Origin of the sequence: Lutibacter sp. Hel_I_33_5, assembly GCF_007827455.1 — a bacterium.
Classification (GTDB): domain Bacteria; phylum Bacteroidota; class Bacteroidia; order Flavobacteriales; family Flavobacteriaceae; genus Polaribacter.
In genome coordinates, this window is the sequence record NZ_VISM01000001.1 from 1,272,821 (window position 1) to 1,292,409 (window position 19,589).

23 protein-coding genes are annotated in these 19,589 nt (G+C 29.4%); 10 read left to right on the plus strand and 13 right to left on the minus strand.

The features are described 5' to 3' along the window. Window positions 1-26: 26 nt before the first annotated feature. Window positions 27-392, minus strand: coding sequence for an MmcQ/YjbR family DNA-binding protein (locus OD91_RS05565; protein WP_144895396.1), 366 nt, complete (start codon window positions 390-392; stop codon window positions 27-29). Continuing rightward, window positions 392-1,003, minus strand: coding sequence for a DUF4230 domain-containing protein (locus OD91_RS05570; RefSeq protein WP_144895397.1), 612 nt, complete (start codon window positions 1,001-1,003; stop codon window positions 392-394). Before OD91_RS05570 ends, OD91_RS05565 begins: the two co-directional genes overlap by 1 nt. A gap of 88 nt (window positions 1,004-1,091) precedes the next feature. On the opposite strand from OD91_RS05570, the gene OD91_RS05575 reads away from it, so the two are divergent. Continuing rightward, window positions 1,092-1,565: a hypothetical protein gene (locus tag OD91_RS05575; RefSeq protein ID WP_144895398.1), complete on the plus strand. Its 474-nt coding sequence runs from the start codon at window positions 1,092-1,094 to the stop codon at window positions 1,563-1,565. A 2-nt stretch (window positions 1,566-1,567) separates the two neighbouring features. Here the strand turns inward: OD91_RS05575 and OD91_RS05580 are convergent, their stop codons facing one another. The 4 genes from OD91_RS05580 to ruvC are packed head-to-tail and all read right to left on the minus strand — an operon-like array spanning window position 1,568 to window position 4,966. Next, the gene (locus OD91_RS05580) at window positions 1,568-2,515 is read right to left on the minus strand and encodes an alpha/beta fold hydrolase (protein WP_144895399.1); all 948 of its coding nucleotides are present in this window, start codon (window positions 2,513-2,515) and stop codon (window positions 1,568-1,570) included. 4 nt (window positions 2,516-2,519) lie between these two features. After that, on the minus strand, window positions 2,520-3,269 hold the full coding sequence (locus tag OD91_RS05585; protein WP_144895400.1) for a cyclase family protein: 750 nt from the start codon (window positions 3,267-3,269) through the stop codon (window positions 2,520-2,522). Between the two features lie 18 nt (window positions 3,270-3,287). Continuing rightward, window positions 3,288-4,415 carry a radical SAM family heme chaperone HemW gene (gene hemW, locus OD91_RS05590; protein ID WP_144895401.1) on the minus strand — a complete coding sequence of 376 codons (1,128 nt, stop codon included), beginning with the start codon at window positions 4,413-4,415 and terminating at the stop codon, window positions 3,288-3,290. Then, a complete protein-coding gene (ruvC, locus tag OD91_RS05595) occupies window positions 4,412-4,966 on the minus strand; it encodes a crossover junction endodeoxyribonuclease RuvC (RefSeq protein WP_144895402.1) in 555 nt (184 codons plus the stop codon). Before ruvC ends, hemW begins: the two co-directional genes overlap by 4 nt. A gap of 21 nt (window positions 4,967-4,987) precedes the next feature. Between ruvC and OD91_RS05600 the strand changes: the two genes are divergently transcribed. The 3 genes from OD91_RS05600 to OD91_RS05610 all read left to right on the plus strand — a co-directional run bounded on the left by OD91_RS05600 (window position 4,988) and on the right by OD91_RS05610 (window position 8,007). Further along, window positions 4,988-5,947, plus strand: a complete 960-nt coding sequence (locus tag OD91_RS05600) for a lysylphosphatidylglycerol synthase domain-containing protein (protein WP_144895403.1) — start codon at window positions 4,988-4,990, stop codon at window positions 5,945-5,947. Continuing rightward, on the plus strand, window positions 5,944-7,098 hold the full coding sequence (locus tag OD91_RS05605) for a glycosyltransferase (protein WP_144895404.1): 1,155 nt from the start codon (window positions 5,944-5,946) through the stop codon (window positions 7,096-7,098). The genes OD91_RS05600 and OD91_RS05605 overlap by 4 nt, the downstream gene beginning before the upstream one ends. A gap of 168 nt (window positions 7,099-7,266) precedes the next feature. Next, window positions 7,267-8,007 carry a Bax inhibitor-1/YccA family protein gene (locus OD91_RS05610; RefSeq protein WP_144895405.1) on the plus strand — a complete coding sequence of 247 codons (741 nt, stop codon included), beginning with the start codon at window positions 7,267-7,269 and terminating at the stop codon, window positions 8,005-8,007. A 138-nt stretch (window positions 8,008-8,145) separates the two neighbouring features. Here the strand turns inward: OD91_RS05610 and mnmD are convergent, their stop codons facing one another. Both mnmD and OD91_RS05620 read right to left on the minus strand, forming a co-directional pair. Next, complete coding sequence (gene mnmD, locus OD91_RS05615) at window positions 8,146-8,799, minus strand: tRNA (5-methylaminomethyl-2-thiouridine)(34)-methyltransferase MnmD (protein ID WP_144895406.1); 654 nt, start codon at window positions 8,797-8,799, stop codon at window positions 8,146-8,148. A 1-nt stretch (window position 8,800) separates the two neighbouring features. Then, complete coding sequence (locus tag OD91_RS05620; RefSeq protein WP_370511741.1) at window positions 8,801-9,295, minus strand: DUF4920 domain-containing protein; 495 nt, start codon at window positions 9,293-9,295, stop codon at window positions 8,801-8,803. 114 nt (window positions 9,296-9,409) lie between these two features. Here OD91_RS05620 and OD91_RS05625 point away from each other — a divergent pair, with 114 nt between their 5' ends. The 4 genes from OD91_RS05625 (at window position 9,410) to OD91_RS05640 (ending at window position 14,865) form a co-directional block, all read left to right on the plus strand. After that, window positions 9,410-10,465 carry a branched-chain amino acid aminotransferase gene (locus OD91_RS05625; protein ID WP_144895408.1) on the plus strand — a complete coding sequence of 352 codons (1,056 nt, stop codon included), beginning with the start codon at window positions 9,410-9,412 and terminating at the stop codon, window positions 10,463-10,465. A gap of 41 nt (window positions 10,466-10,506) precedes the next feature. Continuing rightward, window positions 10,507-13,227 (plus strand): glycoside hydrolase family 2 TIM barrel-domain containing protein, encoded by a 2,721-nt coding sequence (locus OD91_RS05630; protein WP_144895409.1) that lies wholly within the window; start codon window positions 10,507-10,509, stop codon window positions 13,225-13,227. 80 nt (window positions 13,228-13,307) lie between these two features. Beyond that, on the plus strand, window positions 13,308-14,252 hold the full coding sequence (locus OD91_RS05635) for an MBL fold metallo-hydrolase (RefSeq protein WP_144895410.1): 945 nt from the start codon (window positions 13,308-13,310) through the stop codon (window positions 14,250-14,252). A gap of 121 nt (window positions 14,253-14,373) precedes the next feature. Then, complete coding sequence (locus OD91_RS05640; protein ID WP_144895411.1) at window positions 14,374-14,865, plus strand: nuclear transport factor 2 family protein; 492 nt, start codon at window positions 14,374-14,376, stop codon at window positions 14,863-14,865. A 145-nt stretch (window positions 14,866-15,010) separates the two neighbouring features. On the opposite strand, the gene OD91_RS05645 is transcribed toward OD91_RS05640, so the two are convergent. Beyond that, entirely contained in the window at window positions 15,011-15,397 is a 387-nt protein-coding gene (locus tag OD91_RS05645) for a nucleoside triphosphate pyrophosphohydrolase family protein (protein ID WP_144895412.1), read from the minus strand. Between the two features lie 52 nt (window positions 15,398-15,449). Further along, window positions 15,450-16,130, minus strand: coding sequence for an HAD family hydrolase (locus OD91_RS05650; RefSeq protein ID WP_144895413.1), 681 nt, complete (start codon window positions 16,128-16,130; stop codon window positions 15,450-15,452). Window positions 16,131-16,205: 75 nt separating this feature from the next. On the opposite strand from OD91_RS05650, the gene OD91_RS05655 reads away from it, so the two are divergent. Beyond that, window positions 16,206-16,421, plus strand: a complete 216-nt coding sequence (locus tag OD91_RS05655; protein ID WP_255513189.1) for a hypothetical protein — start codon at window positions 16,206-16,208, stop codon at window positions 16,419-16,421. Here the strand turns inward: OD91_RS05655 and OD91_RS05660 are convergent. Genes OD91_RS05660 through OD91_RS05670 form a run of 3 tightly spaced genes read right to left on the minus strand, consistent with a single transcriptional unit; the run spans window position 16,399 to window position 19,061 of the window. Continuing rightward, on the minus strand, window positions 16,399-17,166 hold the full coding sequence (locus tag OD91_RS05660) for a hypothetical protein (RefSeq protein WP_144895414.1): 768 nt from the start codon (window positions 17,164-17,166) through the stop codon (window positions 16,399-16,401). The two genes, OD91_RS05655 and OD91_RS05660, sit on opposite strands and share 23 nt — an antisense overlap. Further along, a complete protein-coding gene (locus OD91_RS05665; RefSeq protein WP_144895415.1) occupies window positions 17,150-17,713 on the minus strand; it encodes a DNA-3-methyladenine glycosylase I in 564 nt (187 codons plus the stop codon). The genes OD91_RS05660 and OD91_RS05665 overlap by 17 nt, the downstream gene beginning before the upstream one ends. A 4-nt stretch (window positions 17,714-17,717) precedes the next feature. Beyond that, on the minus strand, window positions 17,718-19,061 hold the full coding sequence (locus tag OD91_RS05670) for a M24 family metallopeptidase (RefSeq protein WP_144895416.1): 1,344 nt from the start codon (window positions 19,059-19,061) through the stop codon (window positions 17,718-17,720). A gap of 101 nt (window positions 19,062-19,162) precedes the next feature. On the opposite strand from OD91_RS05670, the gene OD91_RS05675 reads away from it, so the two are divergent. Beyond that, window positions 19,163-19,588 (plus strand): DUF6146 family protein, encoded by a 426-nt coding sequence (locus tag OD91_RS05675; RefSeq protein ID WP_144895417.1) that lies wholly within the window; start codon window positions 19,163-19,165, stop codon window positions 19,586-19,588. Window position 19,589 lies beyond the last annotated feature (1 nt).

The window sequence follows — 19,589 nt, forward strand, 5'->3', positions numbered from 1 at the left end:
TGTTAAAGTAAGAATTTATTTTTGATTTAACAATTTTCCAATTCTTCTTTTAATTTTTTAGAAAGACTTTTTACTATTAAATTGTATGAATGATCGATTAATTCGAAAGCAAATTTATCAGAAACATCATTATTTAAATGTACCGTATTCCAATGTTTTTTATTCATATGCCAACCAGGGTTTATACTTTCATATTCACCTCGTAATTCTTCTGCCCAATCAGGATCACATTTTAAATTCATTTTAGTATCCCCTTTTTCCCAACTACTTAACCCAACTAGCGCAAACATTTTGTTCATTACTTTAAAAACTAAAGTTACATCATCAAAAGGAAAATGTTCTGTTACTCCTTTTTTAGCGATGCAATAATCCCTAAGTTGCTCTATATGCATTATTCTATTCGTTTTGTATTTGTATCTGGAATTTCTAAAGCTGAGTAATCTAGATTCCAACCAATCGTTTCTACTAAATTTTGCATTAACTGAATGGTTCCTAAGGCTTCTTTATTTGCAATTTGCATTAAATTACTTTCTGGTATTTTTTGCAAAATATGCTCTTTCGCTTCTTTATTTACCTGCGTTAAATCTTCAGAATTAAACTTATTTAACATGCCATTTTGAATATCATAAAAACTAATATTTGGTTCTATTGATAATACTTCTGGCAAGGGAAATTCCGATAAATAAAGTGTCTTTTTTTTGGGATCAGAATTCATTTTTATCTTTCTAAAATCAAAACCAATATGCGCTTTTGCATTAATAAGTATGATTGCTTTTTTCTTACTAGAAATTAATCCTAAAAATTTTTCTTTAGTATTTTCATGATGATAAATTTCCGAAAACTCTCCTTCTACAGTAATTAACTTACAAACTCTTTTAATTTTATCTAATAAAATTACAGACTGCTGTTCTGTAAGACTTTTACTTTTTACTGAACTAAATTTTTGAAATAAAAAATATGCCAAAACTGCTCCAAATGCTAAACCTAAAAAAAGTAATTCCATACTTACGAAGTTACAGGTTTTAGTTTGTTTCTTCGTCCATTTTGATTTATTTTCGCCATGAAAACCGAATTTTATACTCTAGAAAAAGATGAAAAGGATATTAATTTTACTTATTTTTTCAATATTCGCAGTAAACTGCTCTAAGAACTCAAACAAGTTTGGGAAACTAAAAATTAACTATCGTATTGTTAAACTAGATGAACGTGGAAATTATGAACTTAGATGGAAAGATACTTTAGGTAAAAAAAATGGCTACACTAAATTTAATAGACCTTTTGAGCTTTGGACGGTCTTATGGGATAAGAATAATGATACTATTGGTAAATATTCTGGATTTGGAGCGCCTCAAAAATCTACTGACTTTTACACAACAGATTCAGTAATAAAAATTGATTTTAAATTAGGTGTAAACTATTTTTATCAAGGTTATTTTAACAAAACTGATGAAGAGAAAAAACAGTTATGGAATAAAAATTTAAAAAGGATAACAAAATATAAACCAGTTTTTATAGATCTTAATAATCTTAAAAAAGATATCCCTTTAATCTTAGAACCGAAATAAAGTTATTTTTCCTGACTTAAAAATTGACGTAATATAGTTAAACTCTCTTCTGGATTTTCTTCCATCGGAACATGACCTGAATTGGGCAAAACTTTTAATTGAGAATTTGGCATTAACGAATCCATCCTTTCACCATTATCAAGCGGAATCCAATTATCTTTTGCTCCCCAAATTAATAAAGTTTCAGTATTCAATTTTTTAAGTTTGTCAACATTTTGATTTGCTTCTAGTTTAAAATCGGTTTTAGCTCTATCAACAAAAGCTTGTCTATTGCCTTCTCTTAAAGCCATTTCATGATAACGAGTAATTAAGTTTTCAGTAATTTTAGAATCATCTTCATACACTTGCTTCATATTATCTTTTATCACCATTTTTGGCGTTAGGTATAAAAAAAGTGAATTTAAAACTGGAGTTTTTGCCATTGTAAAAATCCATGGGATACTTTTATTAATTGGCAAGCCACTGGAATCTAATAAAATTAATTTTTTAACTTTTGATGGATTTTCAGCCGCATAATTCCAGGCTATATTTCCTCCTAAAGAATTTCCAGCTAAATAAAAGTTATCTACTTTTAATTTAGATAAGAAATCTTTTAAAAAACGAGTGTAATTTTCAATAGAATAATCTCCTTTTTTATTTGGACCAGTTAATCCAAAAGCAGGTAAATCCATTCTAATAACTCGGTATTCTTTAGTTAAGTTTTCAGTCCAAGAATCCCAAGTATGAAGAGAAGAAGCTGTTCCATGGATTAAAACAATTGTTTCACCTTTTCCTTCATCTCTATAATGAACTTGCATTCCATCAATTTCTGTAAATTGTGAATGATCATTAGCATATTTTTCTTTTAAAATTTCAACCGGAATATCAGAATAATAAGCGCCTTTTATCAAAAGAACTAAAAGGATTAAAAAGACATATAAAATGATTCGTTTAACAGATAATTTCTTCATAAATCTATTTTAAAATTTCATATAAAACTGGCTTACTCGGTGTTGCATCATTTTCAAAAGGAGCAATCATTAAGTTTAATAAATATTCTCCATCTTCAACATTATTTGGAACAAAAATAAATTCTGTAATTGTAGCATTCATTCGTATTTCACCAGCAGTATTCCAGAATGCGTTATGGGCTAATAATTTTCCATCATCTCTTTCTTTATCTACTGATGGCAAATCTATTAACAAATGTTTTATTCCTTTTTCTCTTAAATAAATAGCAGCTTCTTCTAATAAATAAGTTGGATTTGTATTCGAATATTGCATCGATTTCTTATCCTTTAAATTTGGTAAAGTTCTAATAACAATGGCATCTCTTTTCTTATTCTTTAACGCTATTTTTAGTTGTTTAGAAGATATGAAAAAATCTTCTCCATCACTCTCAGGCACTACTGTAACTACCTCAGCTAAAAAAATAAAATATTTTAAATTTTTATTTATAGAATGTACTTCTTTTGTAATATGTCCAACACATTCTGTATGCGTAATATGAGAATGAGGATTAAAATGGATGTTATTAAAATTTACTACAGCACCTTCTGAAACTTTTATCTTTTCTCCATCCATACTTTCTGGAAAAATCTTTGGATCTTCTATATACCAAGCATTGACATTTTGCTTAGAAACATCAATAGGAATTGAAATATCTATTGGATTAGAGATATTTACTTCTATTTTTCTTGAATTATATTCTATAATTGCTTTCATCCTTTAAAAATACATTTTTTAATCAATAATAAAAAGATCTGATGCTAAACCATCTGCTAAAAATTTTCCTTTACTTGTTGTTTTAAGAATATTTTTATCAATAGTTAATAACTCTTTTTCAATAAATTTTTCTGAAGATAAAATTAAATGCTGATAAATTTCATCTCCAAATTCTTCTTTTATTTTTGTTAATGAAACACCCCATATAGTTCGTAAACCTGTCATTATATATTCGTTAAAAGAATCTTCTTTTGTAAGTTTTTCAATTTCAGAAGGTAATTTCCCAGCAATAATATCTTTAATATACTTTGCATTATTTGATACATTCCAACTCCTATGCGTTTTATTAAAGGAATGAGCAGAAGGTCCAATACCAATATATTTTTTTTGATGCCAATAACTCGCATTGTGTTTAGAGAAATATTTAGACTTACCAAAATTGGAAATTTCATAATGTACAAATCCGTTTTTGACAGTTTCTGAGACCAAAATATCAAAATGTTCTTTAGCTAATTTTTCATCTAACGCTGGATATTTTCCTTGTTTAATAAAAGTATCTAAGGCTGTTTTTGGTTCAACTGTTAAAGCATAACTTGAAATATGATTGATTCCAAAATCAAAAGCAATTTGTAAACTTTCTTTCCAACGATTATTGCTCATATTCGGAATTCCGTAAATTAAATCTACTGTAATATTATCAAAATAACGAGTTGCAATAGATAAACAATTCTTTGCCTCACTTGCGTTATGAGCACGATTCATACTTTTTAAATCTTCTTCAAAAAAAGATTGTATTCCAATACTTAATCGATTAATAGGACTATTAGAAAGTTCTTTAATTTTCTCTTCGGATAAATCATCTGGATTTGCCTCTAAAGTAATTTCAGGGTTTTCAGAAACTGTATAATTTTTATAAACAGATTCTATTAAAATAGTTAATTCATTATTGGTTAATAATGATGGTGTACCTCCACCAAAATAAATGGTTTCAATAGTTTCATTTTGCAATTCGTTTTTTCGGATTTCGAGTTCTTTTATCAAACTAGAAATTAACTCATCTTTCTTTTTTAATGAAGTAGAAAAATGAAAATTGCAATAGAAACATGCTTGTTTACAAAATGGAATGTGAATATAGATTCCACTCATTTCTTAACTCTCTTTTCGTTTTGTTTCACAAAACTTGCCCAACCTGTATAATTTTTTCCACCAACAACTTTTCCTGAATTGTAGAAATGACAAACAGCTGCTGCTAATCCATCAGTTGCATCTAAGTTTTTAGGTATCGTCTTAAGATTTAAAAGCGATTTTAGCATCAAAGCAACTTGTTCTTTACTAGCATTACCATTACCAGTAATTGCCATTTTAATTTTTTTAGGCAAATATTCTGTAATCGGAATTTCACGTGATAAACCTGCAGCCATTGCCACTCCTTGCGCTCTACCTAACTTAAGCATAGATTGAACATTTTTACCAAAAAATGGAGCTTCAATAGCAATTTCATCAGGGTTATAAGTATCAATTAATTCGATGGTACGTTCAAAAATAAGTTTGAGTTTTAAATAATGATCGTCATATTTTTTGAGCATTAATTCATTCATTTGAATAAATTCCATCTTTTTGCCTACCACTTTTATTAAGCCGAAACCCATAATTGTAGTTCCAGGATCAATTCCTAATATGATTTTTTCTACACCCAAATTTTATCGTTATTTGTATAAATGTACTATTCGCTCTCTTACAAAACTAAACAATTCTTTTGGTTGCTCATTAAATTAGCTATTGTAATTGGATGCGGATATTTTATTTATCAAAAATTATTAGAAAATGACAATTTTAAATTTATCGATTTTTATCAGAAATTATTGAAAAATGATATTTTTACATCAAAAAACATTGCTTTTTTAATCATTTTTAGCTTTTTTAATCATTTTTTAGAAATTTTAAAATGGAGAGACTTAGCCTCTTTTAGTCATAAAATAAGTTTAAAAAGTGCAACAGAACAATCTTTAGCATCGTTAACAACTTCATTAATTACACCAAACAGAATTGGAGAATATGGTGCAAAAGCCATGTATTTTGATAAACCGTTAAGAAAACAAATTGTAGGCTTAAATTTAGTTGGTAATTTCTATCAAATGCTAATGACAATTACTTTTGGAGTTTTAGGTTTTACTTATTTTGTATGGCAATACAATGTTCAAATAGATTTTCATCGAATCTTTAGGGGATTACTTCTTGGCTTCTTTGTTATTACAGCATTCTTTTTTGGTGCTAAGCATTTTAAATACAGAGGATATTCAACACAAAAAGCAAGAGAATTTATCAAGAAAATTTCAAGAAGTTTAAATATAAGAGTTGCTTTTTTATCATTAATACGATACGTTATTTTCTCTCATCAATTTTACTTCTTACTTCTAATTTTTAATTTAGAAATCTCTTATTTTGATGCAATTTCAGCAATTGCATCTGTTTATTTTATTGCTTCCATTGTACCTATGTTATCACTTTTTGATGTTGTTTTAAAAGGCTCTGTAGCAATTTGGGTTTTTTCTTATCTACAAGTTGATGCGATCACAATTTTATCAATCACAACGCTAATGTGGATTTTCAATTTTGTGTTTCCTGCAATTATTGGAAGTTATTATGTACTTACTTTTAAACCCAATATTAGCAAATGATTTGGGCTCTCTTTTTCATATTATTTCTATACGGTTTACTGATCCTTTCTTTAGGATTTGGTTTTGTAAAGCTGAAAAAAAATCAACTCGAAAACAAGAAATCGATAACTCAATTTTCTATTATTATCCCGTTTCGGAATGAGTCAGAAAAGTTACCAATTTTACTAGAATCTATTTCTAAATTAAGATACCCAAAAGAGTTATTCGAAATTATTTTTGTTGATGATGATTCAACAGATGATTCTGTTGAAATTATTAATTGTCACCTCGAGCGCAGCCGAGAGGTTGTAGATTTCGACTGCGCTCAACCTGACATTCGTATCATAAAAAATAAAAGGATATCTAAATCTCCTAAAAAAGATGCAATTACAACTGCAATTGGGCAAACAAAATTCGATTGGATTATAACAACCGATGCTGATTGTATTTTACTTGAAAATTGGTTACAATCTTTTGATGAATTCATTATAAAAAACAATCCTAATATGATTGTTGCTCCTGTTAATTACAAGACAAAAGACAACTTTTTAGATTCCTTTCAGTTATTAGATTTTATGAGTATGCAAGGAAGTACAATTGGCGGATTTGGAATCCAATTTCCGTTTATGTGCAATGGTGCAAACTTGTGTTATAAAAAAGAACTATTTAAACAACTTAATGGTTTTGATGGTAATAATCATATTGCAAGTGGAGATGATGTTTTTCTGTTTGAAAAATTTTTAGAAAAAGATAAAAACGGCGTCAAGTTTTTAAAATCTAAAGATGCCATTGTTACAACGTTTCCTGTAAATTCTTGGACTGATTTAATACATCAACGAGTACGCTGGGCTGCAAAAACTGGTAATTTTAAATCTGGTTTGGTTAAATTTATTGGATTGTTGGTTTTATTAATCAACTTAAGTATTGTTATCTCTTTTTTTGGATGGATCTTTCAGCAAGTTTCTTACAAGATTTGGTTGTTCTTATTCGCATCTAAATTCATTATTGATTTATTTTTATTCTTACCGACCATCAAATTTTACGAACACAATAAAAGGTTTTACAAATGGTATTTATTAAGTAGTTTATGCTATCCTTTTTTTAGTATTCTTGTCATTTTTAAATCTGTTTTTTCAAGTTATCATTGGAAAGGAAGAAGTTTTAAAAAATAAAAGGTAATCTATTCTTATCAATAAAATAGATTCCCGCCTTCGAAGAATGACAAAAGTTGGCAAACAGGCTTAGCCCTGATTGAGGTATTTGTTGGAGCTCATTTTTGTCAAAAAATAGCGACTACCGAAAGCAGGAAATAGCTTCTTAAAAAATAGTATATTTGAGATATGAGTTTACTTGGTTTAAATACTTCTAATCCTGCTTTTTCGAACTATTTCTGGGGGAAATCTAGAAAAAGTTCCGCTAAAATGACTTTAGGTGGCATTATCTTAAAATCGATTTTAATGTTGTGCTTGGTAGCAACAACAGCCTGCTATACCTGGAAAATATTTTTTGAAGGAACGGATATAAAATGGTACATTACCATAGGAATGTTTGTTGCCATTGTTGCAAGTTTATTTATCTCATTTATGCATCATTTAGCAAAGTATTTATTGCCAATTTATGCATTGGCAAAAGGTTTTTTTCTTGGCGGAATTAGTGCTTATGCCCACAAGCGTTTTCCTGGTTTACCATTGCAGGCAATTGGCGTTACGATGGCTACTTTTTTTGTAATGTTTTTACTTTTTAAAACTCGTATTATTAAAGTTACCAGACAGTTTAGAGCCGTTGTAATTACTGCTTCTATCACCATTTTTACAATTTATATAATTGCTTGGATTTTATCTTTTTTTGGAATTAATGTTCCGTTTATTTGGGGAACTTCTTGGGTTGCAATTGGTTTTAATATTATTGCTGCAATTGTTGCTAGTTTAAGTTTACTACTAGATTTTGACTATATAGAAAGACAAATTGGTAGAGCGCCAAAAGAAAAAGAATGGTTGGCTACATGGGGCTTTTTAATTACACTTATTTGGTTGTACGTAGAAGTTTTACGTTTAATGCGAAAGTTAGCAATTCGTTTTTAAAAAAAGTAATTCATAATTGATTCTGCTTTAAACCAAAGTACTAAAGCTAGTAACAATAACAAAATTAAAAATAGTCCTTTTGCATTTTTTTTGGTTTTTCTATTTCCGAATTTTCTTTTGAATTCCATATTTTAAGTTTTACTTTTTTATTCCTCTTAACATTTCTCTTTTTCCTGGTGGACCAGGCAAACGTTCTACGTCAAAACCAACAGCTTGCATTACTCTTCTTACACTTCCTTTTGCAGAATAGGTAACTAAAATTCCGTTTTCTTTTAAAGCATTAAACATTTTAGCAAAAATTTCTTCTGTCCATAATTCTGGTTGTACTCTTGCCCCAAAAGCATCAAAATAAATTAAATGAAATGCGTCTTCATCTTTAATATCTTCGAAAAACTGTTTTCTTTTAGTTAACCAAAATGAATCGGAAATTTGATGTTTTTTTTCCCAAGAAACATCGTGCATCTTTTTAAAAACAGTACTTTCTTTTTCTGCATTTAATACAGCTATAAAATTCATCTTTTCAATCTCTTCAGCTATAACAGGATATGCTTCTACTCCAACATAATCTATTTGTCTTTTACTTTCTAAATAGGTAATAAAACAATTTAAACCAGTACCAAAACCGATTTCTAGTATCGAAACTTTATCAGAAGAAACAACTTTTAATCCGCTATTAATAAAAACATGATAGGTTTCATTAATTGACCCATTTTTAGAATGATATTGCTCGTTCCATTCAGGAATTTGAATAGATGTTGATCCGTCTGAAGTAATTATGATTTCTCTCTTCAAATTATTTTAATAAAACTCCGTTAGCAGTAAATGAAAATGTTGTTTTTGGAGCTATAATTTTCGCTATTTCTTCTTTAGATTTTCCTGCATCTTCTGCATAATGACGTAATTCATCAATCGAAGTTTCTTTTACAAACGCTTTTCCTTCCACAATAACATCGCTTCCTTCACTATCTAAAGGCATAAAAAATCCGTAATCTTTAAAACGTACCATGGTTTGTTTTGTACTGTCTAATGAAAGTTTCATCCAACATCCTTTTTTAGAACAAACCTCATTTATTTTTGAAGAAAATTTAATATCTATAGTATCTCCAACTTTTAAATCGTTAAATTTCTCTAACATTTTTGTAGATGCTAATACGTCTGTATCCGTAATTTTTTCACCAAAAGATTGATATGCAATTTTTTGAGGCGCTTCTACTTTTTCCTTTTTCTCAGTTTTACATGAAAACATCAGCATTAAACATAACAATGTTGTTAAATTTTTAAAATTCATATTCTTCATTTTTATCATTTTACACAAAGATACATTTTACGTTTAAATTTTAAATTAATTAGTAACTATTCCTTAGTATTTTTATAACTTTGATTCCTTTAATAACAAACTTTTATGGCAATAAAAATAGACATCCAAAAGACACAAAAGTCGAGAATTGATTCGGTAGATTTTGATAATTTACCATTTGGTCATGTATTTTCTGATCACATGTTTGAATGCGAATTTAAAGATGGAAAATGGCAAAGTGCCGTCATTAAAGAATATGCGCCTATTAGTTTATCGCCAGCTGCAAAGATTTTTCATTACGGACAATCTATTTTTGAAGGTATGAAAGCCTACAAAGATGCCGATGGAAAAACAATGTTATTTAGACCTTTAGATAACTGTAAGCGATTAAATAAATCTGCAGAACGTTTGGTGATTCCAGAAATTCCTGAAGATATTTTTATGGAAGGTTTAAAAACGTTATTAGAAATTGATAGCGATTGGATTCCTACAAAAGAAGGAAGCTCTTTATATATAAGACCTTTTATGTTTGCTTCTGGCGAAGGTTTTCATGCATCGCCAGCAGATGAATATAAATTAATTATTTGTACAGCGCCTTCTGGAGCATATTTTGCAGGTGAAGTAAAAGTATTAATTGAAGAAAAATATGCACGTGCTGCTAATGGTGGTGTCGGTTTTGCAAAAGCTGGTGGAAATTATGCTGCGCAATTTTACCCAACACAATTAGCCATCGATAAAGGATATCAGCAAGTAATTTGGACAGATGATAACACGCATCAATTTATAGAAGAAGCTGGAGCGATGAATATTTTTGTTCGTATTAATGACACTTTAATTACGAGCCCAACAAGTGATCGAATTTTAGACGGAATTACGCGTAAAAGTATTTTACAAATAGCTGCAGATACTGGAATAGAAACAGAAGTAAGAAAAATTTCTGTTGGTGAAGTTGTAGAAGCGGCAAAAACTGGAAAATTAAAAGAAATGTTTGGGGCTGGAACAGCTGCTGTGATTTCTCCAATTGCTGGTTTTGGTTTTAAAGATGAAGATTTTGATTTACCAGAATTAGAGAATCCATTTGCATCACAATTAAAGAAACGTATTACAGATATACAAACTAACAAAGCAGAAGATCCTTATGGATGGAGAGTTTTTGTTTAGAGAATAAATTTATTTTAACTAGAATTTTATTCCCCAAAAAAATGAAATCATTACAACTAAAATTAGTTTTATCAACTTTATTACTAATCTCTGGATTAACAATAGCGCAAGATTTAAACAATATTCCAGAATATTCTAAAGCTGGCTTTTTTGATGTCCCAAATAGTGGACGTGAAGTTTTTGACTTTAATGTAGGTTGGCGTTTTTATAAAGGTGAAGTAAAGAATGCTGAAAAAGTAAATTTTGATGATTCTAAATGGGAAGTTGTAAGTACACCGCATGGTTTAGAATTAAACTCTACACAAGCAAGTGGTTCTAATAATTATCAAGGAGAAGCTTGGTATAGAAAACGTTTTACAGTTCCTAAAAATATTGAAGACAAAAGATTAGTCGTTTACTTTGAAGCGATTATGGGTAAAAGTAAAGTTTGGATAAATGGTGAATTATTAACCACTCATTTTGGCGGATTTCTTCCTTTTAGTGTAGACATTGCTTCTAAAATTAAAAAAGGAGAAGAAAATAGTATTGCTGTTTGGGCAGATAATAGTGATGATCCATCGTATCCTCCAGGAAAAGCGCAAACGGTTTTAGATTTTTCTTATTTTGGTGGTATCTACAGAGATGTTTGGTTAATTTCTACAAACGACGTTTATATAACTGATGCTAACAAAGTAAATTCTGTTGCTAGCGGTGGTTTGTTTGTTCATTATGAAGATTTATCAGAAAAAAGTGTAAAAGTTATTGTTGATGCTGATGTTGCAAACGCTAAAAACATAAAACAATCACTTTCTGTAAAATATATTCTAAAAGATACTTATGGAAAAGTTGTTTGTGAAGGTAAAACGAAAGCTACAATTGCTCCAAATTCTAACAAGAAAGTTTCTTACACACTTAAGGTTAAAAACCCTGAATTATGGTCTCCTAAAAATCCACATTTATATGATTTAGAAGTTCATGTTTATGAAGGTAAAAGAAAAATTATTGATGCCGTAAGACAACGATTAGGGATTAGAAAAATCGAATTTAGAGGCAAAGATGGGTTTTATCTAAATAATAAATCATACGAAGGAAAATTGATGGGCTTTAATCGTCATCAAGATCATGCATATGTTGGTAATGCATTACCGAATTCTGGTCAATGGAGAGATGCAATCATTTTAAAAGAAGCTGGTGCAGAAATTATTAGAGCAGCACATTACCCTGCAGATCCTGCTTTTATGGATGCATGTGATGCACTTGGAATATTCTTTATTGTTGCTACACCAAGTTGGCAATTCTGGAATGATAAAAACCCTGATTTCGAAAAACGCATCTATCAAGATATTAGAGAAATGGTGAGAAGAGATAGAAATCATTCATCTGTTTTACTTTGGGAACCGATCTTAAACGAAACTCATTATCCAGATCATTTTGCAAAAAAAGTGCACACTATTGTTCACGAAGAATTTCCGTATCAAGGCGCATTTACAGCTTGTGATTCTCATGCAAAAGGAATGGAATATTTTGATGTTATTTATAGCCATCCGCAATATGTAGATAAACATAAAGAATGGCAACCAGACCCAGAAAATGCAATTAATAATACTATAAAGTTTGATTACAGTCATGAAAAACGAAGCATTTTCACCAGAGAATGGGGAGATAATGTAGATGATTGGAATGCTCATAATTCTAATAGTAGAACTGCAAGAGGTTGGGGAGAAAAAGCGCAATTAATTCAAGCAAATCAATACGCCGTAACCGATTACAGATACACAAATATCGAAACACTAAACAGTACACCTAAACAACATGTAGGTGGCTCTTTATGGCATTCATTTGATCATCAAAGGGGTTATCATCCAGATCCTTTTTTAGGAGGAATTGCAGATTCTTTTAGGCAACCAAAATCTTCTTATTATTTGTTTAAATCACAACAAAAAGCTGAACATATTGAACCTATGGTTCATATTGCTCATGAGATGACACCATTCTCTAGCAAGGATGTTACAGTTTTTACAAATTGTGATGAAGTTCGATTAATCGTTTTTGAAAAAGATACCATCATTAAAAAACCGAATAGGAATTTAAAAATGCCTAGTCCAATCATCAAGTTTGAAAATGCTTATGATTTTATGACCTACAAAAGGTTATATAGAAAGAAAAGACACAATGAAGTAACCATTGTTGCAGAAGGTATTATTGATGGAAAAGTTGTAGCAAGAGCAGTAAAAAGACCAACCAATAGAGTGTCAAAAATTAAACTAGAATTAGCTAATAAAAACATTCCATTAATCGCAAATGGTTCGGATATCGTTACAATCATAGCTTCAACGGTAGATGATAATGGCAATGTTAAGAGATTAAATCAAGAATCTATAAAATTTGAAATTGAAGGCGAAGGTGAAATCCTTGGAGGAATGAATATTATGGCTAATCCTAAACCAATTGAATGGGGAACGGCTCCTGCATTAATTAGATCAACTTTAACCGCAGGAAAAATTACGGTTAGAGCTTCCATTTTAAAAGAAGGAAAAAACTCTCCACTTTTTGGCGAATTAACGTTTACTAGTATTACTCCAAAAGAACGTTTATTGTATACTGATCTTCCAAAGAAAGTTAAAAGCAACGAATCTTCAAATTCAAATGCTACAAGAAGCGATATAGAAAAATCTTTATACAGACAAGTAAAGAAATTAGAACAAGAACTAAATCAATTAAAAATTAAACAAGTTCAGAAACAACAAACTGAATTTGAAAGAAAGCTAAAAAAGGGTAATTAACTTTTTTAGTTTTGAAAGAATTAAAAGCATCAACTATTTTGTTGATGCTTTTTTTGTAGCTTTATATCTTAAGTAAAAATATGAAAAAAATAGCTTTTCTAATTTTAATATCTTTCTTTTTTTCTTGTGAGCAAGAAAAGAAAAAAGAAAAAATTACTACAAATTTTAAACAATACATCACTATTTTAGGAACTGCTCAAGATGCAGGATATCCACATATTGGTTGTCAGAAAGAATGTTGTGAAAATTTTTATAGCGGAAAAAGCGAAAACAAAAGAGTTACTTCTTTAGGTTTAGTTGATATAGAAAACAAACAGAAATGGTTGTTTGAAGCAACGCCAGATATTGCAACTCAGTTAGCAGAATTAGAACAACATCATCTTAAAAAAGACAATATTATTGATGGCGTTTTTTTAACACATGCTCATATTGGACATTATTCTGGCCTTATGTATTTTGGCCGTGAAGCTTTAGGAAAAAAGAATACAACTGTTTTTACTATGCCTAAAATGAAATCATTTTTAACCAATAATGGGCCTTGGAGTCAATTAGTGAATTTAAAAAATATTCTTTTTTCTGATTTAAAAAATGATTCTACCATTGTTTTAAATAACCAATTAAAAGTGACTCCTTTTATTGTACCGCATAGAGATGAATTTTCTGAAACTGTAGGTTATAAAATTGAAGGCTCTAAAAAAACAGCTTTGTTTATTCCTGATATTGATAAATGGAAAAAGTGGAACAACAGTATTATTGAAGAGGTTAAAAAAGTAGATTATGCTTTTTTAGACGCCACTTTTTTTAATCAGAATGAAGTAAAAAGAGCCATGACAGAAGTACCTCATCCTTTTATAGAAGAAACTGTTGAACTGTTTAAAAAAGAATCTTTAGCTACAAAAAACAAGGTGTTTTTTATTCATTTTAATCATACAAATCCTGCATTACAAAAATCATCAAAAGAAAAAACAAGCGTTAAAAAATTAGGTTTTGGGTTTGCTGAGGAAGGAATGAAATTTGAATTGTAATTTCATTTGTTTCTAAACTTTTAAAAATATAACTTCGTTTTTGGTTGATCTAACTAATTAAAACTAGACATATCTATCCGTTAGCTACTAGCGAAAATAAATACTACAAACAAAATCACACATGAAAAAAATACTCTCTTTTATTTTAGTCATTTTAATATCTACATCTTGTACAAATTGTAAATTGATTGATAAATCAGAAGATAAAAGTAAGATTTTAAAATTGCATAATACACAAAGAGATTATCATTTTAATAAAAATTCAAATGCTTTTGCCAACCAGTTTTCTGATAGTTTTATTTCTGTAAACAAAGGATTAATTAGTCGTCCAAAAAAAGAAGAAACTATTTCGCGCTATAACGGATATTTCTCATCAGTTGAATTTATTAAATGGGATGATGAAACTGAACCTATAATTAAGTTTTCAGATGACGGAAGCATGGCCTATACTATAGTTGATAAAATAGTAACCTTAACTTATAAAAATCAAATGGGAGACACTGTTCAAAGAGAAACACATTTCGCTTGGACAGCAATTTATAAAAAGTATGGTAAACAATGGAAAATTGATTGTGTCACTTCAACCGAAAAACCAGCCGATATTGAAAATTAAAAGCAAGTGGCTAACACAGTCTATAATTAATTGCTTTGGTCGTTACTTATTTGAAAAATTCCTTCGAAATTTTCTCGCGTTAGTTTTTGTTTACTAAATTAGTTTCTCAAACACGCAACTACCATACACAAAACCGTAAACGAAACTACCTCTCCAAAATCTCCTTAATATTTGGTTTAAAGTAATTTGGACCTTTTAAAACTTTACCATCTTCTCTGTAAATTGGTTTTCCGTCTTCCCCTAATTTACTCATGTTGGATCGTTGAATTTCATTAAAAACCTCTTCTATTTTATCTTGCATTCCGTGTTCTATAATTGTACCACACAAAATATATAACATATCTCCTAAGGCATCTGCAACCTCAACTAAATCATTGTTTTGTGCTGCTTCTAGATATTCTTCATTTTCTTCTTTCATTAAATTAAAACGAAGTGTATTTCTTGCTTCACCAATATCTGCAATTGGTAGGCTATTCATGTTTAATTTAAAAGCGGTGTGAAATTCGGTTACGGCTGCTATTTTATTTTTCATTTTTATAATTTGTTATAATTTATGAGACTTCTCAACTACGTTCGAAGTGATATTAAATGATTTGTAATTCTTGTTTTATTTTTTGAAAGTCAAATTGTGTCCAGTCAGAAATATGACTTTTTATACTCTCTTTTTTAAAATCTGCAAGGTTTTTATCTCGGATTCCTAAAAAATGAACGCCAAGGTTTTTGGCAGTTCTTAGATCCCAAATTCCATCACCAACAGAAATAATATTTTTAAAATCATCAACTTTAAAATATTTCTTTGCTTTCTCCATTGCTGAAGAAACAATCTCTTCTCGGGTGTATAATTCATTGGAAGCTTCAACAACTTCTGGAATAAAATTAACGTTTGCTTGTTCTAATTTTATAATGGCTGGTTTTAATAAAGATCCTGTTGCAAAACAAATTGCATAATTTGTTTCATTTAAAAAAAAATCTATGATATTACTTGCTCCTGCTATCTCTTTTGTTTTTGTTAAACCTAATAAGTTTTTAATCATTTTTTCTTCAAAATTTGGAATAAAAGACAATTCGAATTTCTCATCAAAATTAGCTTCAAAATTCTTTTTTAAGACATAACTATCAGTTACATTTTTATAATTTTTCCAATCTTTATTAATGTTTGTAATTCCAAAATCTTGCATGGTTTTTACATACGATTCTAGATGCTGATTTTCACTTTTTGTAAGTGTATCGTCAATATCAAAAATAATAAGGTTTTCTTTACCCATTAATTTGTAATTTTGCTAAAAATACTAAATGATAGGGTGTAATCTATCTTTTGTTAATTACTATTAATAACCTTTATGAGCTTACTTATCGCCGCAAAAATGTTTACTACTGGACGAATTATTTTCGCAATCTTATTTGCTGTTGCTTTTATTGCAATTATGATATTAAGTTATAAGAAAGATAAAGAGAATCATAAAAAACATTATCAAGACTCTGCTAAAAAAGTATTGATTTACGGAAGTATAATAGTTCTTGTTTTTATGGCGATTAGATACTTTTCTGGGCATTAAATCGCTTTACTCTTTTCCATGTTGTTTTGTGTAACTGAATGTATAAAACAAAACTACCAACATCCAACAGAAAATAAAATAAACTAATTCCGCTTGGCGGATTATGACTTGGTAAAATATCGAATATACCAAAGGCTGTACTTGGCCATTTCCAAACTTCATACGCTGTACCAAAAAGCTCTAAAATCACAACCATTATATACATTGTTAAAAAAAACAATCTATCTTTTTTTCGTTTCATTAATATCAGAAACACAGCAATAGTCATTACAAAACCAAAGACATCATTCCACATTAATAAAGAAAAAAGTGCATAGGTGCTAATAATAAAATAAAGCAATCTATTAAGTGCTATACTATATTTTCTTACAATAGAAAATTTTGTAAAAGTATATACTCTTGCATACAAAGCTGCATGCCCTAAAGGAATATACCAAGGTAAATTTCCAAGTCTATAGGTGTACATTCCTAGGAATATCGAAAAAAAATATTCTCCAATAAAACCAATAACTACTGCATACAGCATTAACTTTCTGGTTCTTTTTACCGATCTATAATACAACATGCAAAAAGCCACCAACATAAAAATATTGGTAATCATTTGTGCATTGGCATTTTTTGAGGCGAATTCAGTTCCATCAAAATACAACGCCCAAATAAAAATAATTAGGAGTCCTAATTTTCGTAAAAAAAGCAATAAAATGCTTGATGCATCTTTTACAGGAATCTTAAACACATTTTTCATAACAAAAACAATCTGTTGTATGATCATTTACCATACCTATTGCCTGCATAAATGCATATATTATGGTTGATCCTACAAATTTAAATCCACGCTTTTTTAAATCTTTAGATATTACATCAGATAATGTTGTAGTAGCTGGAACTTCTTCTCTAGTTTTAAAAGTATTTAGAATCGGTTTTCCATCAACATAATTCCAAATAAATGTAGAAAACGACCCAAACTCTTTTTGAATTTCCATAAAAAGTTGTGCATTTGTGATTGCACTTTTTACTTTTAATTTATTTCTTATAATTCCAGCATTAAGAATTAGTTCATCAAACTTATCTTGATTATACTTCGCTATTTTTTTATAATCGAAATTATCAAAGGCCTCTCTAAAATTCTCTCTTTTCTTAAGAATGGTAATCCAACTTAATCCTGCTTGAAAGGATTCTAATAATAAAAACTCAAATAAAGTTTCATCATCATAAACAGGTTTTCCCCATTCAGTATCGTGATATTCGATATACAACGGATCATTATTCACCCAAAAACATCTTTTCTTCATTCTTTTAAATCTTAACTGGTTTAATTTCTAACTGCCTCTTATTCAAATATTCAAAGGTATTATCACCAAAAAAACCAGCCTCTTCTAACATAATTCTAATGTCCTTTTTCCATTCATCAATAGTAACCGTTACATTAAGTTCTATTGCATAAACAGTATTTTTATGCAGCGGATAATCGCCATTAAACGGAACGCCTCCTTGCGAATCCCACATACCAATTGTTGTACCAGAACTATGCCCATATTTCCCTAACGGATGTGTATAAATTGATGGTCTTAACCCTTCTTCTTTTGCTTTTGATAATGATTGTGCTAAAATTTCATTCCCAGTTTTTCCTGCTTCCATGGTTGTTGTTAAAATATCTTGCAACCTGTTTCCTTTTACAAAAGCTTTTTTAAGATAAGATGGAACTTCATTTTCATCTTCTTTTAATACATACGCATGTTGCTGACAATCGGTATTTAAACCTACATACGTAATTCCAAAATCGCAATGCAACAAATCTCCATATTGTATTATTTGCTCTTCGTATCCTTTGCTAAATGATTCTATATGAGATTTTAATGCTTCTGTACTTCTTTGGATATCGATTGTTGGATGAAACCATGTTTCTAAACCTAAACTGGTAACTTTCTGACGCATAAACCAAACCAAATCTTCGGATGTAGTTGTACCTGGAACTATTGTGTTTTCTGAAAATGTTTCGTCAATTATTTTATGGGTAATATCAACCAAGTCTTTATACAATCTCATTTCCTTTTTAGTCCTTGTTTCTATCCAAGCGATGGCTAATTTTTCTGCGGATACTAATTTAGAACTAATTGCCTCTGGTATATTTTCTTTTAACTCATCGTAATCAGTTTTTACCAAACCATCTGCTAATGCAAAATGTTTAGAACTATTAATTCCAATTTTTTGTGGATTTCGCGCTTCAATTAGAGCAACTAAAGCTTTCCATTGATTTGGCTCCTTCTCTTTATCCCAAGCTGATTGTATACTTTCTCCAACATTATATCTGGCAACAGCTAAACGTTCTATGGTATTTTTGGTTTTATCCCTATAAAAAACAAGAATGGTTCTTCTTCTTGCATTTAACCAAGTTGCGGGCAACATCGTTTTTAAAACTGGATCTTCATTATACTCTCTAGAAATTAACAGCCACATATCTAAATCTGACTCGTCCATTAATTTTGGCAGTAAATTTGTAAATCTGTCCTCTAAGATTTCATCTTTTAAAACAGCTCTATCTTTCTCATTTAAAATTGAATACTCATTTTTTTTGATTTCTTTTTGTGCACAAGAAAAAACAAGAAATGATATAAAAAGAACAACTATTTTTTTAAGCATCGTATAACATTTTAGTGATTTAAAATTAATGTTAAAAGAATTAAAAACCTATAGAAATCAAAATATTTTTTGCAACTTTAATTTTTCTAATAGTATTGATTATGAAACCTTTAAAAAACATTCTTTTTTTATTAATTACTACGATTTTTATGGCGTGTGGTTCTGCACCAATAAATACAAGTTCAAATCAGCAAGAAGAGCCCGTAATAATTGCTAATGAAGAATTACAATACGAAATTATTATTCTTGATATTGGTTTTAATAATTACCTAAATACGATTGCACAACCTGAGGGGTATTATGATCAATCCTTTATGGAAACTAGGAATAGAGTTTTTGTTGCAAATTGGAATAATAGAGCGCAAAACCCAACGCAATACGATGCATCTATTTATGAAAACATAATCGATTACCAACCGAATATCAATTATGGTTACGAAGTAAATTATAAACTTTTTAATTACTTTTTATTCGCACAGAGAAAATACAAAATGACTTTAGGTTTTGGCACTGCTAGACTAAATTAAG